The sequence below is a fragment of the Xanthomonas sp. 3307 genome, assembly GCF_014199735.1.
Taxonomy (GTDB): domain Bacteria; phylum Pseudomonadota; class Gammaproteobacteria; order Xanthomonadales; family Xanthomonadaceae; genus Xanthomonas_A; species Xanthomonas_A rydalmerensis.
In genome coordinates, this window is sequence record NZ_JACHOG010000004.1 from 331,632 (window position 1) to 347,395 (window position 15,764).

16 protein-coding genes and 1 pseudogene are annotated in these 15,764 nt (G+C 67.7%); 6 read left to right on the forward strand and 11 right to left on the reverse strand.

Annotation, left to right across the window (positions count from 1 at the left end; genetic code table 11):
* Positions 1–99: 99 nt before the first annotated feature.
* Positions 100–1,614: a glycerol-3-phosphate dehydrogenase gene (gene glpD, locus GGR64_RS12695; protein ID WP_184447350.1), complete on the reverse strand. Its 1,515-nt coding sequence runs from the start codon at positions 1,612–1,614 to the stop codon at positions 100–102.
* A 292-nt stretch (positions 1,615–1,906) separates the two neighbouring features.
* Positions 1,907–2,767, reverse strand: a complete 861-nt coding sequence (locus tag GGR64_RS12700) for a DeoR family transcriptional regulator (protein WP_326520331.1) — start codon at positions 2,765–2,767, stop codon at positions 1,907–1,909.
* A gap of 165 nt (positions 2,768–2,932) precedes the next feature.
* Between GGR64_RS12700 and GGR64_RS12705 the strand changes: the two genes are divergently transcribed.
* Positions 2,933–3,406 (forward strand): DUF1456 family protein, encoded by a 474-nt coding sequence (locus tag GGR64_RS12705; protein ID WP_160970189.1) that lies wholly within the window; start codon positions 2,933–2,935, stop codon positions 3,404–3,406.
* A gap of 192 nt (positions 3,407–3,598) precedes the next feature.
* Complete coding sequence (locus GGR64_RS12710; protein ID WP_184646258.1) at positions 3,599–4,417, forward strand: HDOD domain-containing protein; 819 nt, start codon at positions 3,599–3,601, stop codon at positions 4,415–4,417.
* A gap of 72 nt (positions 4,418–4,489) precedes the next feature.
* Here GGR64_RS12710 and GGR64_RS12715 read toward each other — a convergent pair whose 3' ends face one another.
* Positions 4,490–5,626, reverse strand: coding sequence for an exodeoxyribonuclease III (locus GGR64_RS12715; protein WP_184646260.1), 1,137 nt, complete (start codon positions 5,624–5,626; stop codon positions 4,490–4,492).
* Between the two features lie 74 nt (positions 5,627–5,700).
* On the opposite strand from GGR64_RS12715, the gene GGR64_RS12720 reads away from it, so the two are divergent.
* Both GGR64_RS12720 and GGR64_RS12725 read left to right on the forward strand, forming a co-directional pair.
* Positions 5,701–5,907: a hypothetical protein gene (locus tag GGR64_RS12720; RefSeq protein ID WP_184646262.1), complete on the forward strand. Its 207-nt coding sequence runs from the start codon at positions 5,701–5,703 to the stop codon at positions 5,905–5,907.
* Positions 5,908–6,068: 161 nt separating this feature from the next.
* The gene (locus tag GGR64_RS12725) at positions 6,069–6,497 is read left to right on the forward strand and encodes a hypothetical protein (RefSeq protein WP_184646264.1); all 429 of its coding nucleotides are present in this window, start codon (positions 6,069–6,071) and stop codon (positions 6,495–6,497) included.
* A gap of 130 nt (positions 6,498–6,627) precedes the next feature.
* Here GGR64_RS12725 and GGR64_RS12730 read toward each other — a convergent pair whose 3' ends face one another.
* Positions 6,628–6,855 carry a hypothetical protein gene (locus GGR64_RS12730; RefSeq protein ID WP_160970180.1) on the reverse strand — a complete coding sequence of 76 codons (228 nt, stop codon included), beginning with the start codon at positions 6,853–6,855 and terminating at the stop codon, positions 6,628–6,630.
* A 309-nt stretch (positions 6,856–7,164) separates the two neighbouring features.
* Here GGR64_RS12730 and GGR64_RS12735 point away from each other — a divergent pair, with 309 nt between their 5' ends.
* A complete protein-coding gene (locus GGR64_RS12735) occupies positions 7,165–8,001 on the forward strand; it encodes a lysophospholipid acyltransferase family protein (protein WP_260303006.1) in 837 nt (278 codons plus the stop codon).
* 47 nt (positions 8,002–8,048) lie between these two features.
* On the opposite strand, the gene GGR64_RS12740 is transcribed toward GGR64_RS12735, so the two are convergent.
* From GGR64_RS12740 to GGR64_RS12750, 3 genes are all read right to left on the reverse strand, one after another.
* Positions 8,049–8,711 (reverse strand): DUF6348 family protein, encoded by a 663-nt coding sequence (locus tag GGR64_RS12740; RefSeq protein ID WP_326520332.1) that lies wholly within the window; start codon positions 8,709–8,711, stop codon positions 8,049–8,051.
* 440 nt (positions 8,712–9,151) lie between these two features.
* Entirely contained in the window at positions 9,152–9,886 is a 735-nt protein-coding gene (locus GGR64_RS12745) for a hypothetical protein (RefSeq protein ID WP_184646268.1), read from the reverse strand.
* A gap of 154 nt (positions 9,887–10,040) precedes the next feature.
* Positions 10,041–10,961, reverse strand: coding sequence for a LysR family transcriptional regulator (locus GGR64_RS12750; RefSeq protein ID WP_184646270.1), 921 nt, complete (start codon positions 10,959–10,961; stop codon positions 10,041–10,043).
* Positions 10,962–11,116: 155 nt separating this feature from the next.
* Here GGR64_RS12750 and GGR64_RS12755 point away from each other — a divergent pair, with 155 nt between their 5' ends.
* Complete coding sequence (locus GGR64_RS12755) at positions 11,117–11,821, forward strand: SDR family NAD(P)-dependent oxidoreductase (protein ID WP_160970174.1); 705 nt, start codon at positions 11,117–11,119, stop codon at positions 11,819–11,821.
* Between the two features lie 213 nt (positions 11,822–12,034).
* Here the strand turns inward: GGR64_RS12755 and GGR64_RS21030 are convergent.
* The 4 genes and pseudogenes from GGR64_RS21030 to GGR64_RS12775 all read right to left on the reverse strand — a co-directional run.
* A pseudogene (locus GGR64_RS21030) lies at positions 12,035–12,313 on the reverse strand (EAL domain-containing protein); the annotation flags it as partial.
* Between the two features lie 23 nt (positions 12,314–12,336).
* Positions 12,337–12,999 carry a CPBP family intramembrane glutamic endopeptidase gene (locus GGR64_RS12765; RefSeq protein ID WP_184646272.1) on the reverse strand — a complete coding sequence of 221 codons (663 nt, stop codon included), beginning with the start codon at positions 12,997–12,999 and terminating at the stop codon, positions 12,337–12,339.
* Positions 13,000–13,182: 183 nt separating this feature from the next.
* Entirely contained in the window at positions 13,183–14,511 is a 1,329-nt protein-coding gene (locus GGR64_RS20875; protein ID WP_260303007.1) for a pyridoxamine 5'-phosphate oxidase family protein, read from the reverse strand.
* A 119-nt stretch (positions 14,512–14,630) separates the two neighbouring features.
* Positions 14,631–15,707, reverse strand: a complete 1,077-nt coding sequence (locus tag GGR64_RS12775) for a ParA family protein (protein ID WP_184646274.1) — start codon at positions 15,705–15,707, stop codon at positions 14,631–14,633.
* Between the last annotated feature and the right edge of the window lie 57 nt (positions 15,708–15,764).

Below are 15,764 nucleotides of genomic sequence, written 5' to 3' on the forward strand. Positions count from 1 at the left end.
ACGGTTGCGTCCAGGTTCGTGCGCCGCGGCAGGGGCCGGGCGCAGCGCGATTGTGCACGCGCCGCCGCGACCCGAACCGGGCCGGCGGCAGCGTTTTCGTCAAGCCGGTGCCGCGGCCAGCGTGGCCGGGGCCTGTTGCAGATAGGCGACCAGGCGCTGGCGGTCGGCGTTGTCCACGCGCAGGCCGAGCTTACTGCGCCGCCACAGCAGGTCCTCGGCGTCCACCACCCACTCGTGCTGGCGCAGGTAGTCGACCTCGGCCTGGTACAGGTCGGCACCGAAGTGCTGGCCCAGGTCCTGCAGCGAAGCGGCGTCGCCCAGCAGCGTTTCCGCGCGGGTGCCGTAATTGCGCGCCAACCGCTGTGCGGTGGCCTCGGCCAACCACGGCCGCGCCGCGCGCAGTTCGCGTGCCAGCGTGGCGATGTCGTTGCGCTCGCCACCGGGCAGCGGCGCGCCATGTGCGGTCCAGGCCGGCGCCTTGCGCCCGGCATGCGCGGTCAGCCGGTCCACCGCCTCCTCGGCCAGCTTGCGGTAGGTGGTGAGCTTGCCACCGAACACGTTGAGCAGCGCCGCGCCGTCGCGCGTGTCCAGTTCCAGCAGGTAGTCGCGGGTGACCTCGGCGGCGTTGTCCTCCTCGTCGTCGAGCAGCGGGCGCACGCCGCTGTAGCTCCACACCACGTCCTCGGGAACGATCTGCTTGCGGAAGTAGCGGTTGGCCGCCTCGCACAGATAGCGCGTCTCCTCGCCGTCGATGCGCGGCGCGGCCGGATCGGCACGGTAGTCGACGTCGGTGGTGCCGATCAGGGTGTAGTCCTGCTCGTAGGGAATGGCGAAGACGATGCGCCGGTCCGGCTGCTGGAAGATGTAGGCGTGGTCGTGCTCGAACAGCCGCGGCACCACGATGTGGCTGCCCTTGACCAGGCGCAGCGCGTGGTCGTGGCCGACGTGCGCCACCTCGTCCAGGAACTGCACCGCCCACGGCCCGGCGGCATTGACCAGCGAACGGGCGCGCAGTTCCTCGCGGCGGCCGTCGGCGTGCTGCAGCTGGACCTGCCACAGGCCGTCGACGCGGCGCGCGCCGACGCAGCGGGTGCGGGTGAGGATGCGCGCGCCGCGCTGCGCGGCGTCCATCGCATTGAGCACCACCAGCCGCGCGTCCTGCACCCAGGCATCGGAATAGACGAAGCCGGTACGGAACTCCTCGCGCAGCGGCGCGCCCACCGGATGCGTGCGCAGCGCCAGGCGCCGCGAACCCGGCAGGGTGCGGCGGCCGCGGCCGAGGTGGTCGTACAGGAACAGGCCGGTGCGGATCATCCACGCCGGGCGCAGGTGCGGCTGGTGCGGCAGCAGGAAGCGCAGCGGCCAGATGATGTGCGGGGCCAGCCGCAGCAGCACCTCGCGCTCGGCCAGGGCCTTGCCGACCAGGGCGAACTCGTACTGCTCCAGGTAGCGCAGGCCGCCGTGGATCAGCTTGGTGCTGGCGCTGGAGGTATGCGCGGCCAGGTCGTCGCGCTCGCACAGGCACACCGACAGGCCGCGGCCCACCGCGTCGCGGGCGATGCCCACGCCGTTGATGCCGCCACCGACCACCAGCACATCGTAGGTCTCACGCATAGCCGACTCCGGAAGTGTCGTGTCCGGCTCGGCGACAGGGGCCGAGCGCAGGACTGAGGACGAAAAGATCGTAAACGAACATTTCCGAACATATCACGCTGCAGTGCAGCGTGACGTCGACCGCGCTCCAGAAACCGGCTAGAAGCCCCTGCGGCTCAGGCTTGAGACAGCCAGCCAGGCATACGGCACCGCCGTGGCGTGCCGAACCCGCCACATCACGCAACATTAACGAAACAATTCGAACACCGACTCCAACCTGCCATCCTGACGTCGGAGCCAGGGCCGGCCCCACTCAATCCGCAGGTTCGTCCAGCGCCGGCGCACCCGGATCGGCAGCAGCGCCGTCGGCGACGAACACGCGGGTGCCGGCCGCGTCCAGCACCGCGGCCAGCTCGGCCGGCGGCGCGCGGTCGGTGAACCAGGCATGCACCCGCCCGATCGGCCCCAGCCGCACCATCGCGTTGCGGCCCAGCTTGCTGTGGTCGGCGGCCAGGAACACCTGCCGCGAGTGCTCGATGATCGCCTGCGCCACCCGTACCTCGTGGAAGTCGAAATCCAGCAGGGTGCCGTCGGGGTCGATGCCGGAAATGCCGATCACGCCGAAGTCCACCTTGAACTGGCGGATCAGTTCGATGGTCGCCTCGCCGGTGACGCCCTGGTCGCGGCCGCGCACGCGCCCGCCGGCCACCATCACCTCGAAGCTGGGATTGGCGCTCATCATCACCGCGACGTTGAGGTTGTTGGTGATCACGCGCAGGCCGCTGTGGCCCATCAGCGCGCGCGCCACGTCCTCGTTGGTGGTGCCGATGTTGATGAACAGCGAGGCGTCGTCGGGAATGTGCTGTGCCAGCAGCGTGGCGATGCGCCGCTTCTCCTGCGCCTGCAGCGACTTGCGCGCCGCATAGGCGAGGTTCTCCACGCTCGACGGCAGGCTCACCCCGCCGTGGTAGCGGCGCAGCACACCGGCCTCGCATAGCAGGGTCAGGTCGCGACGGATGGTCTGCGGCGTCACCTCGAAACGCGCTGCCAGCCCTTCCACCTCGGCATAGCCCTGCTGGCGCACCAGCGCCACCAACTGCTCCTGGCGCGGATTGAGCGCGGCCACCGCGCTCGGCTTGGGAATCGAATGGTCCATGCGCCGATGATGGCGCATGCGCGAGCGGATGCAACCGCGCCGCGACGACGCAGGGCGCCGCGACGCGTGCATACCCTCGGTGAACCGCAACCCTGGCCTGGGCATGCGCGGTCTACGCACTGATGCGGACCAGCGCCTAGACTAGCGCCCCTCGCCGGGCCTCCCGGCACTCCCGCACCTGCCATGCTCAACAACGACATCCTGCGCTCCATCCGCTACATGCTCGACCTGAGCGACCAGAAGATCGTCGATCTGGCGCACCTCGCCGATCCCGCGTTCCCGATCGACAAGGCGCAGATCCCGGCGTGGCTGAAGAAGGAGGACGAAGAGGGCTTCGTCGAATGCAGCGACGCGGTGCTGGCGCATGTGCTGGACGGACTGGTGTTCCACTACCGCGGCCGCGACGAGAGCCTGCCGCCGCGCCCGGTGGAAGCGCGCATCACCAACAACGTGGTGCTGAAGAAGCTGCGCGTGGCGTTCCAGCTCAAGGACGTGGACATGCACCAGATCTTCGACGCGGCGGGTTTCCCGGTCTCCAAGCCGGAACTGTCGGCGCTGTTCCGGCAGCCGGAGCACAAGAATTTCCGCCTGTGCGGCGACCAGTTGCTGCGCAACTTCCTCAAGGGCCTGACCCTGCGCGTGCGCGCCGGCGGCTGAGCCGGCGCCGGCCTCGGGCGTGGCGCCGAGTGCCGCGCACCACACCGTGGCGCATGGACACGGCCACCGCCGCAGCGCCTGCAGTCCACACGCCGTGCATCGCGAATCGGTAGGATGCGCGCATTCCGCCACCGTGGCGGCACGACCGGCTACCGGCCCTGCCCGCCCCCCGTTCCATTCCGAGGGTCCCCCATGAAGCTAGAGGCGCTGTTCGACCAGTTGCACACCCTGCCGACCATTCCCCAGGTGGCGCAGGACCTGATCCTGCAGTTCGATGCGCCGGGCACCAGCCTGGACGCGGTGGCGCGCAACATCGAGCGGGACCCGGTGATCGCGGCCAAGGTGCTGCGGCTGGCCAATTCGGCGCGCTTCCGCGGCGCGCGCGACTCCACCACGGTGGAAGACGCGGCGCTGCGCCTGGGCTTCAACACCTTGCGCACCCTGGTGCTGGCCTCCTCGGTGACCGGCGCGTTCCATGCGCCGGCGCATTTCGACCTGCGCGCGTTCTGGCTGCACAGCTTCGAAGTGGCCGGCGTGTGCCGGCTGCTGGCGCGGCAGAAGGGCCTGGACGCGGAGACCGCCTTCACCTGCGGGATGATGCACAACATCGGCGAACTGCTGATCCAGACCGGCGCGCCCGACTACGCCGCGCAACTGCATCCGGACGCCTCCTCCAGCGGCCGCGCCGCCGACGAGACCGTGCAACTGGGCTTCGGCTACCCGGAAGTGGGCGCCGAGCTGGCGCGGCGCTGGCAGCTGCCGCAGGTGATCCAGACCGCCATCGCCTTCCAGGCGCGGCCGCTGCAGGCGCCGGAAGGCGAGGCGATGCCGAAGCTCGTCGCCCAGGCGGCACTGGTCGCCGACGCGCTGGAGCGCCACGGCGGCGCCAACGACCAGGCGCGGCAGGCGGTGACCGGCCCGCTGATGGACGACGTGGACCTGGACGCGCTGTTCGCCGCGCTGCCGGACGTGATCGAGGCCGATCGCGCGTTTACCGAGATGTTGAAGTAAGACAAGCCAGCGGGGACGCGGCGACAGCAAGGGATCAGCCTCTTCCCCGCTTCGCCGCACCCTCATCCGGCGCTACGCGCCACCTTCTCCCGGCGGGAGAAGGGAGGGTTTGCGGCGTTTGCCACCGCGCGAGGACGTCGGCGGCACCGGAGTGCTAGCGCGCGGCGTGCGCGCTTTCGGCGTCTTCGCGGTTGTCGTCTTTGTTGCGCGTGTCTTCTTTGTTGCCTGCGCTGGCGTCGTCGACTTCGCCTTGGTCCTGGCCGTCGTCTTGCCCTTGGTCCGCGCTGCCGCCTTCTTCGGCAGCGACGTCGCGCCAGACGTGGAGGTACGCGTGGTCTTCTTCGCCTTGCCGCCCCTGGCCTTGCCTGCATCGCTCTCGTCACCGCGCCGCGGCTTGGCCGACGCCGCGGCGGCACCGCGGGCCGATGCCGCGCCCAGCGCAACCCAGGTCGGCGCATGGTCGCTGGCGTGCGGCAGGTCGCGCACCCAGCGGTCCACGCCGGCGTCGCGCAGGCGTGCGGCCAGCGGCGGATTCAGCAGCAGGTGATCGATGCGCAGCCCGGCATCGCGCTGCCAGTGCTGGCGAAAATAATCCCAGAACGTGTACACGTGGCGCTCGCCGTGCACCTCGCGCAGGCTGTCGGTCCAGCCCTGCGCCAGCAGCTCGGCATAGGCCTGGCGGCTTTCCGGTTGCAGCAGCGCATCGCGTCGCCAGGACGCCGGGTTGTAGATGTCCGCATCGGTGGGCACCACGTTGAAGTCGCCGATCAAGGCCACCGGATGCGGCAGCGCCACCAGTTGCTGCGCATGCCGCTGCAGCCGCGCGAACCAGTCCAGCTTGTAGTCGAACTTCGGGCCGGGGCGCGGATTGCCGTTGGGCAGGTACAGGCAGCCGACCAGCACGCCGTGCGCCATCGCCTCGATGTAGCGGCTCTGGGTATCACGCGGATCGCCGGGCAGCCCGCGCCGGCTCTCCACCGGGTCGCAGCCCTTGGCCAGCAGCGCGACGCCGTTCCAGCTCGACTGGCCCATCCACACCGCGCCGTAGCCGGCGGCATGCAGCTCGGCGAGGGGAAAGCCCGCATCCACGCTCTTGAGCTCCTGCAGCCCGACGATGTCCGGCGCCTCGCGCTGCAGCCACTGCAGCAACTGCGGCAAGCGGCTGCGGATGCCGTTGACGTTGTAGGTGGCGATCTTGAGCGTTTTCATCCGGCGCGCCTGCAGAACCTGCCATCACCTTCGCCCGGCTACCCTCGCCGCATCGTGAAAACGGGAGCCGCCGCATGACCCCGCTCGACAAACCCTTGCGCCGCGAACTGGACATCGACGGCGTTCAATACACCCTGACCGTGGACCCGGACGGCCTGAAGCTCACCGAAAAGGGCCGGCGCAAAGGCCTGGAATTGCGCTGGAGCGCGCTGGTCAGCGGCGACGCCGCCTTGGCCACCGCGCTGCAAGCGTCATTGACCGATCGACCGGGCAAGCGCTGAGCGCAAGCGCGGTCGGCGCGCCCCCGCGCAACGCGCAGACAGGGCCGCCGATGGTGCTATCGTCGCGCCATCGGCAACCAGCAAGGAGCGGGCGGATGCACAGGCGCAACGGTGGTGCTGTCGGGAACAGTCGGAGACACGCTCGGTGCGCCGGATGGGTCATGGGCCTGCTGCTGCTCGCCCTGCTGCCGCTGGCGGTGCACGCCGCGCCGGACGTGCCGGACAGCCTGCGCGTGTCTAGTACCAGCACCTACGCCCCGGGCACGCCCGAGTGGCGGCAGGTGCGCGACTGGCTGGCGCAGCAAAGGACACGCAAAGACGTGATGAGCATGGGGAATCTTGACCGTCTCGGCCCCATCGTCCTGACCTACGTGAGGATGCTGCACGGCGTTCAGACCCGCGCGCCCGAACCGCTGCCGCTACCCGACCAGGGCACGCCAGACGACAGCATCGCCATCGCCAGTTGCATCGGCGGCGTGAGGCAGTCCTGGCTCTACAGCGTCGAGACACGCCCCGCGGGTGCGTGGCTCCTCACGTCCTTCGCAACGTCGCAGACTGCGGATTGCAAGCAGGCCGACAGCACGCACTGAGCCTGCAAGCTGCACCGGTCCCGGCCGCTGCGTCAGGTCGCATCGCGTCACTCGCTCTTGCTACGCCGTGGCGAGGCATGCCGCGACGGACGCTCTCGGTAACGCCTCGTCGCGGCTCACGCAGCGCGCATCAGATCGCGCGCGCGTCGGCGGGTTGCGCATTGGAGCTGGGGCCGTAGGACAGCCGGTAGTGCTGCGGGTTGTTGTCCCCCGTCTCGGTCGCCGCCGCGGCGACGATGTCGACCTTGAATTGGGTTTCCTCCGCATGGCTATGCAGGTAGCGGGTGTAAGTCCGCGCCCAGTTGGTTGGATCGTCGAGACGTTCGGCGCGGATCTTCTTCCAGACGGGATACGACATGGCATGGACTCCTGAGGTTGGTGGAAGGACCTGCATCTGCCAGCGCGATGCCGGCGTGCGATGCCATGGTTGTGCGTACCGCGACCAGGACCAATCGGCACACGCCTGATCTTCGTGGCACCACGATGCGACGGCTCGACCCGCGCCCAGCGCATCTGCAGTGAGGCCGGTGGCGCAGCGAACAATCGGAGCCTCGCCAACGGGACTTGAAGACAGTCGCTTGCAGCGCTGCCGAAGACGCCAGGCTCGGCTACCATCGCCGCGGGCGCGCCAGCGCGCGCCGACCATCTTCCCCAGCCACTGCCGCCCATGCCCGCCGCCGCTCCGCCCCGCCCCGCCGCAGGCGCCCTCGTCGGCCGCCTGCGCAGCATCGTCCGCATCGCCATCTGCATGGTCGCCAGCCTGCTGCTGATACCGCCGCAGTGGCTGTTGATGCGCCTCACCCGCGGCCGCGGTGCGTTCGTGCTGCCGCGGCTGTGGTTCGGCTGCCTGCGGCGCGCCCTGGGCATCCGCGTCGAGGTGGTGGGCGCGCCGCGCGATACAGGCGGGACGCTGTTCGTCGGCAACCACGTCTCCCACTTCGACATCGTGGTGCTGGGCAGTCTGCTGCGCGCACGCTTCATCGCCAAGAACGACATGGAGCGCTGGCCAGGCATGCGCCATATCGGCGCGCTGGCGCAGACCGTGTTCATCAGCCGGCGCCGCCAGGATGCGGCCGCGGTGGCCGCCGCCGTGGCCGCGCAGCTGCGCCCGGATCACGACGTGGTGCTGTTCGCCGAAGGCACCACCTCCTCCGGCGAACGGGTGGCACCGTTCAAGTCCAGCCTGTTCTCGCTGTTCCTCAGCGCCGAACCCGGCGCCCGGCAATGGACCCTGCAGCCGTTCACCCTGGAGGTGCGCAGCGTCGACGGGCAGCCCATCGCGCAGGGCGGCGATCGCGATGCCTATGCCTTCTACGGCGAGATGCAGGCCGGTGCGCACGTCGCGCACTTCCTGCGCCTGTCCGGCGCCGTGGTCCGTGTGACCTTCCACGCCCCGATCGCGGTGGCGCCGGGCAGCGACCGCAAGGCGCTGGCCGCGCAGTTGCATGGCATCGTGGCGTCGGCGCTGCCTGCCTCCACGCCAGCGGATACCGCTGCGACCTAGGCCGGCGAAGCACGGCCGCGGGCGCGCGCGCAATGCCCGATGACGCGTCAGTGCGTGGTGTCCGGCACCACCGGCTCCGGCAGGCGCACCACGGCGTACTGTTTGCGGAACTCCATGGCGCCCAGCGCCGGCCAGGTTTCGGCATAGTGGCGCAGGCACGCCACGCCTTCGGGAAAGTCCTCGCCGTTGACTCGGCAGTCGGCCGCGACTTCGCCGTCGGCATCGCGCGAGGCGAACAGGCGGATCCCGAGCATGCGCTGGTCCCGCTGCAGCAGCGGCATCAAGGCGTCCAGGCTGTTGGTGAACAGGCAGCACGGACAGAACGCATGTTCCGTGTCGTCGCCCGCCGCGGCCCTGGCCGCGTCGCCATTCATGTGCGCCACCGGCCCCAGCACCACCGTGCGCCGCACCGCCGCCTCGGCTGCGGCCGAGGCAGCAAACTCCATCTGCAGCGTCATGCAGCGGGCATCGGCCGGCGCCGTCACCGCCTCCGACAGCGCCACCAGATCGGTCCGCGCCCAGGTCGTGAAGCCAGACGCCAAGCTCGCTTCGGTGTCCTCGCCGATGGAATGCTGGAACTCGACGATCCCATCGGGAAACAGGCTGCGGTGATGCACGCGGATGCAGCTCGCGGTCCGCACGCCGTTGCGCAGTTCGGCCATGTCCACCAGTTCGGTGAGCAGTTGCAGACCGTTGTCGAGCACGACCACATCGTCGTGCAAGGTCGCCGCATGTCCCTCGCGCTGCAGTATCTGCAGCAACAGCTGCTGCAGTGTGTGGCCCGCTTGCGCGTCGGGCGCGACCTCCGCCCCTGCAGCATCGTGGGTGGCATCGGCCCCGCGCGGCGAGGTGCGGGACAACAGGCGTCGCAGTCGGTCGATCATCCTTGCTCCAGGGCTTCCAACGCACAGTCGGTCGTCGGAAGTATGCGCAGTCGCCCGCGGCGACGGCAACCGGCGCCACGCGCGTCACGGCCGCCGACGGATGCATGGTGGGCACCAGCGTGCGGCGCCGTTGCGCTGCCGCGTCGGTCGCAGGCGCATCAATGCCGGCGCGCCGCGTCCCGCGTCGACTCACGCAGCGCGCGGCGCCGCACGCAGGCGGCGCCATGGCAGCGCGTGCCTGCACGGCACCCGGCGCCAGCGCGGGCTCAGTCCCGAGCCGCCTCGCACAACTTGCGGTTGAACCAGGTGGACTTGGCGATCGGCAGATAGGCGTCCCAGTCGCTGGGCGGCAGCATGGTGCTCTGCTTGTCCAGTTCCGCCTGGAACGAGGCCTCGTCGCGGCTGCGGCCGGCCATGGTGCCGTCCAGCGCCGCCAGGCACTCCTTCGGCCTGCCCAGGCGCAGCAGGGTGATGGCGCGGTCGTTGGCGAAGCGGTCGCGATCGAGCCAGTTGAAGACGCCACCGCACTCGCCTTCGAACGCCTGCATGCCGGCCAGCGCCTCGGCATAGCGCTTGCCGCGATAGTCCTTCAGATACGCCTCGCGCCGCCGGCTGCTGGCCGCGGCGGTGCAGCCGGCAGGCAAGCGCAGGTAGTCGCCCTCGAAGCTGGCGCGCATGCCGCAGTAGTCGCGGCAGCTTTCCTGGGTCAACGCGGCCACATCGAACCCACCCGGCACCGGCTTGAAGGCGAGCTTGCACGGCACGTCGCCGGCATCGTTCACCTCCGCCTTGTCGCCCTGCAGGGTGCCCGACAGCGAGCAGGTATGGCCGTTGGCGCCGACCGACAACAGGTCGAACTGGCGTACCCCGCCCTTGTCGGTGACCCGCATGCTGCCCCAGCCTTCCTTGGTGGCGTACTCGCCGGGCGTGGGGCCGGCCGCCGCCGCGCCGAACGTCACCAGCCACACCAGCATCGCGCTCCATCCGTATCGCCGTGTCATCGCCTGTTCCCGCCTTCGATCAGAGCCGGCAAGTGTGCGGCATCGCTGCGGCGGCGGGCCAGTGCCGGGGTCGCATCCCCGCAGCGACGGCCTGTACGCGCGCTACTTCCTGCGCTCACCCAGAACTGACGGCGCTTGCCACCTCCCGCAAAGATCAGCGCAGCGGCATCCGCGCACGGAACTCGGCCAGCACCAACGCACGCAGCCAGCGATGCGCCGCATCGTGCTCCAGGCGCGGATGCCACAGCATCGACACGGTGATGGGCGCGGTGGTCACCGGCAGCGCGAACGTATGCGCGGGTTCGCGCAGGGTGTCGGGCTGTGCCGCCATGAACGAGGCCGGCACCAGTGCGATCAGGTTCGAGCCGCGCGCGACCGCCAGCGCGGCGGAAAAACTGGGCACCACGGTCGCGACATGGCGGACCAGGCCGAGCTGCTGCAGCGCCTCGTCCACCGGCCCCTGCGCCCGCCCGCGCCGCGAGGCCACGACGTGGCCGAACGCCACATAACGCTGCGCACTCACCTCCCGGTCGCCCGCGAGCGGATGGCCGCCGCGCACCGCGCCGACGAAGCGATCGCGAAACAGGCCCTGCACGCGTACCTCCGGCCCCATCGCGCCCAGCACCCCGATTTCCAGATCGGCCAGGCCCTCGCGCAGCGGCCCGGCGGTCTTCTGCGCCTTGGCGACGAACTGCAGGCGGACCTGCGGCGCCGACGCCGCCACCGCGGCAACCAGCATGGCCGCGAACGCCTCCACGAAGGCGTCATTGGCGCGCACGGTGAAGGTGCGCTGCAGCGTCGCCAGGTCCAGGTCGGCCGGTGCCGGGCGCAGCACGGCGCGTGCGGCTTCCACCGCATCGCGGGCGCGCTCGCGCAGCTGCAGGGCATGCGGCGTTGCCACCATCGTGCCGCCCGCGCGGACCAGCAGCGCATCGCCGGTCGCCTCGCGCAGCCGGGTCAGCGTCCGGCTCATCGCCGACGCGCTCAACCCCAGCCGCCGCGCGGCACCGGCGACGCTGGCTTCCGCCAGCAAGGCGTCGAGGGCGATCAACAGATTCAGATCCGGTTCCGGCATACGCGCTTCCCGACAGTGGCGATGGACACAGGCGTCCGACGCAAGGCGTCAATGCATCCGGCGCGCGTTCCGCAGGGCGACACGCACGCCTAGAGTGCGCAGACCGCCGGTAGGCCTCGCATGCCGAGGCCGCGCCGGCCACGAGGAGACACACCATGATCCACACCCCTGCACACAAAACCGTCCTGCTGATCGGCGCCTCGCGCGGCCTGGGCCTAGCGATGGCCGAAGGCTACCTGAGACGCGGCTGGCGCGTCATCGCCACCGAGCGCGCCGGCACGCCCAGCGCGCTGCACCACCTGGCCGTGGCGCATCCGCAAATGCTGCGCATCGAGTGCATCGACATCACCGACCCGGCGCAGCTGGCCGCGCTGCGTGCACGCCTGGAGGGCGAGGTTCTGGACCTGCTGTTCGTCAACGCCGGCGTCAAGAACGACGACCGCGAGACCGTCGCCGATGTCGCCACCGAAGAATTCGTCCGGGTCATGGTCACCAACGCGCTGAGCCCCATGCGCACCATCGAAACCTTGCGCGACCTGGTGCGCGACACCGGCACCATCGGCGTGATGTCGTCCGGGCAAGGCAGCATCGCCAACAACAGCAACGGCCAGTACGAGATCTACCGCAGCAGCAAGGCGGCACTGAACATGCTGATGCGCAGCTTCGCCGCCCGCCACCGCGACAGCGCCCGCACCTTGCTGCTGATGGCGCCCGGCTGGGTGCGGACCGACATGGGCGGACCAGAGGCGCGCCTGTCCATCGACGACAGCATTCCGCCCCTGCTCGACACCATCGACGCCGCTTGCGGCCGCGGCGGGCTGCACTACCTGGACTACCTGGGCCGCGTGGTGCCCTGGTAAACGGCGCCACGCGTACCGGTGGCGAGCCGTCGCCGCAGCGGCACGCCATCGTGCCGCATCGCGTCTACCACCTCGAACGACGGCGTACCGCCACTCAGCCAACCTCCCGCGACGCCAGGGCCAACGCGGCATCCTCCGACAGCGGCCGCGACAGGAAATACCCCTGAGCTCGCGCAAGGCGTCCAGCTCCTGCGCCGTCTCCACGCCTTCGGCCACCACCTGGGTGCCGATCTCATGGGCGAAGTTGGTCAGCCCTTTGGCCAGCGCGCGGCGGCTGCGGTCGGAATGGATGCACTGGGTGATGCTCATGTCGAGCTTGATGACGTCCGGCTGCAACTGCAGGATGTGGCGTAGCCGGCACCGGCACCGGCACCGGCATCGTCCACCGCCACCTGCGCGCCGCGCTCGCGCAGCGGCGCCAACGCCTGCGCCAGCAGGCGGGCGCGCTTTCGGTCGGGCGACACCAGCGTACGCAATCACCGCAGCGCACATCACACGCCGGTCCGCTCAGCGCATCAGGTGTAGGCCATCAGCCCCAGCAGATCCAGCCCGGCATGCGCCACGATCGCCGGCCACAGGCGCCCGGTGCGCGCCACCCACCAGCCCAGGATCAGCCCCACCACCAGGATGCCGATGGTGCCGACCGGTCCCTGGTACAGGTGGTACGACGCGCGGATCGCCACGCTGACGTTCACCGCGAACGCCGGGCTGTGCCGCCGCTCCAGCGCGCGGATCACGTAGGCGCAGACGAACACCTCTTCGAAGATCGGATTGAGCAGCGAGACCAGCACCACCATGCCCGCCGACAGCGGCCCGGCCACCATCGCGTCCATCGACGGATTCAGCTCCGCCGCCACGCTGTCCTTCAACAGGTGCAACGGATAGGTCGCCACCAGGCAGGCGGCCAGCAGTGCCAAGCCAACGCCGAGATCCCGCGTCTGCCATTGCAGCCCCAACGCCTGCGGCGTCCAGCCGCGGAACCACAACGTCGGCAGCAACACCGCCAGCACCAGCAACTCGTAGAACACCGTGCCCCAAAGACTGGCGTCGGAAAAAGACGGCTCCACCACCGGCGCCAGCACCGCCAGCGCACTCCAATAGATCGGCAACCCGAACGCCACCGCTACCACCAGCAGCAGTTCGCCCCATCCGCCTGACGGCTCCGCACGTCCCCGCATCCACGCTCCCCTGCCGTTCGCTGCGCCCCGGAAAGGGCGTCGCCGCCGCTTTCCACCAGGGGCGCACCCTAGCAGGGCGGCATGACCGGGAAAACCGGTGACCGAATCGACCGGCGGCATATAGTTCCCCGAGGCGAGGCGAGGCGCTGCGTACGCGTCGCCCGCACATCCGCTCCAGTCGCGTTAGTACAACGAGTCCCGGGTGCGCTGCGGCAATTCCCGATCGTAGGTGTCGGCGTCGAACGCGCCATCGGCCAGATGCGCGTGCATGGTGCCAGGGCTGGGCAAACGATCCCGCGGCAGGTGCCGCATCGGATCCCACAGCTGCGACCGCACGATCGCCCTGGCGCAGTGGAAGTACACCGCCTCGATGTGCACCATGATCACGCTGCGCGGCAAACGCTCGCCGACCGCGAACCGCGCCAGCAGGTCCGGATCGACCCGGATCTCGGCGCGGCCGTTCACCCGCAAGGTTTCGCCGATGCCGGGAATCAGGAACAACAGCGACAGCCGCGGATCCTGCAGCAGATTGCGCAGCGTATCGACGCGGTTGTTGCCCGGCCGGTCCGGCAGTGCCAGCGTGCGCGCATCCAGCACCTGCACGAACCCCGGCGCATCGCCGCGCGGCGAGCAGTCCAGTCCTTCGTCGCCGGCCGAGGCCAGCACCACGAACGGCGAGGCGTGCACGAACGCCTGGTAGTCGGCGTTCAGATGGTCGAGTTGCTTGCGTACTGCGCGCTCAGCGGGCTGGCCGTAAAGGGCTTCTAGGGTTGCGACGCTGATGATGCGATGTACGGAGGAGTCTTGAAGCGAGGTGGGCGATGCCGTCTCAGTCGACACGTCCGCCTTGGCAGCGCTAGCATTGGCAATCGCCGCAGCAAGCACGCTTTCGTACAGGTGCAGACGCAGACGGAACCTGGCGCCCAGCCAGCTGATCATCCAAAGGATCGCAGCGAACAGCGCCAGCATCGCCAGCCACGCGGGCAAGACCAAAAGATCGCGCCAGTTGCGCAGGACAACGAATAACGACAGGCACAGTGGCAGCAAGCCGAGCTTGTCCAAGCCGCCGACTAGCAGACCGAGCTTGGAGACCAGACGTTCCTGCGCCATCTTGGCATAACGCAACTGGTCCTCCAGCACGTCGCGCGGATAGGCCAGCAACCACTGCGACACCTGACGCAGCTGAACCACATCGTGATCGAACTGTTCGACGAACTGCCGACGCGAATTGACGAACTCGTAAATGACCAACCAGACCGTACGTAGCAAATAAGGGAGAAAAGCCAACGTGAGGACCAACCCCGCCCGCGACAGGGTCACCATCCACAGCTGCGGCGCAATCCAGAGCAACAGAAGCGATGGCAGCAACCCGATGACGATTCCCACCCATCCCACTGCATTGAGCACCCGCATCCAGCGCGGCGTCGACAACGCAGACACTGGCCCTTCCGGCATCGCCGCGATCTTCTGCTCCAGCAAAGCGAACGTCAGTGGTGGCTTGACAGCATCCATTGCAAGGAGCTCCTTTTGCTAAGCAGGACGGCTAGCTCAAACGGCACCGCCTTACATCTCTCATTCGCACCCAAATAGCTGAGTGACGCACGATCATCCCGCCCATTACACTCAAAAAGTCAAACAGACTTAACAACCAGATCAAGCGCAATTCTGCAGTCAACTATCCTATTATTATCTATATTAACTTCACGACCGTGAACGAAGTGCCGACCTCCATGCAAGGATGAGACAGGCACACCTTCATGCGCAGCAACAACACCAGCAGTATTAAAATCCCGCAATGATACCGAGTACTTAATAACAAAATCATTCTCGTTAGTAGGAGCCTGGGCTCGCACAGTAAAACGACCTGGATTCCCTTTGTACAAACCATATAGAGATTCAGCACTAGCGCGAGACAGTGCCGCAAATGCTGCAGCCGCGCCTAGATTTTGCGTAAGCCTATTGCCAATAACTTGATGTATCTTCGGAACTGACACCCCATATGCCTGCGCATTATGCGCGAATGTCCATGCGCCATAAATGGGATGCGGTGGATTTTGGCCATATAAAAGCGAATGCATAGCGCCAATCGCAGTTCTTGATGAGTCGTCAGCATTAACAGGGAGCAGCAATCTTTCGACAGCACAAATGGCAAGTTCTGTGTAACTAGAAAAGCTCGGATTTGTGTCGATAAAAACCACCCACTCTCCACCCAACTCTTTATCAACTGAACTTATTAGCCTCTTAACAACCTCATGCACCCACACCCATGGCTTGATAGTGGGCAAAACTTGCTGCGCTGAAGCAAGATTTGAAATATAGGCAGAAATAAGCTCAAGATTTGGATCGCCACATATTAGATGCAAATTTTTCGGCAAACTAGTATTGATGGCAGAAACATTCGTCACATAAGTCGCCGCCATTGGAGCATTGGCTAGGGGGCCACCGCCCAATGCCTGTGTTAAATAGCCGACGATTGTTGGGGCAGCTGCGCTAGTACAGAGCTTGTGAACCTCCGCCTCCCCTTTTAAACCCCCTCCAAGAAGCATCATGCTTACATTGGCTTGCGGGCACATATCTATGACGAGAACGTGCTTGTCCTCATTTAGCTCAGCAAAACGAGAGGCAACATTGAAAGTGATGGTGCTCTTGCCCACTCCGCCCTTATTATTCCAAATTGCATAAGAATTTTTTATCACAAACCCTCCCATGGCATATGTGTAATAAATTACTTTACTATCCCGCCCCGCTCAATATTTACCACTTAG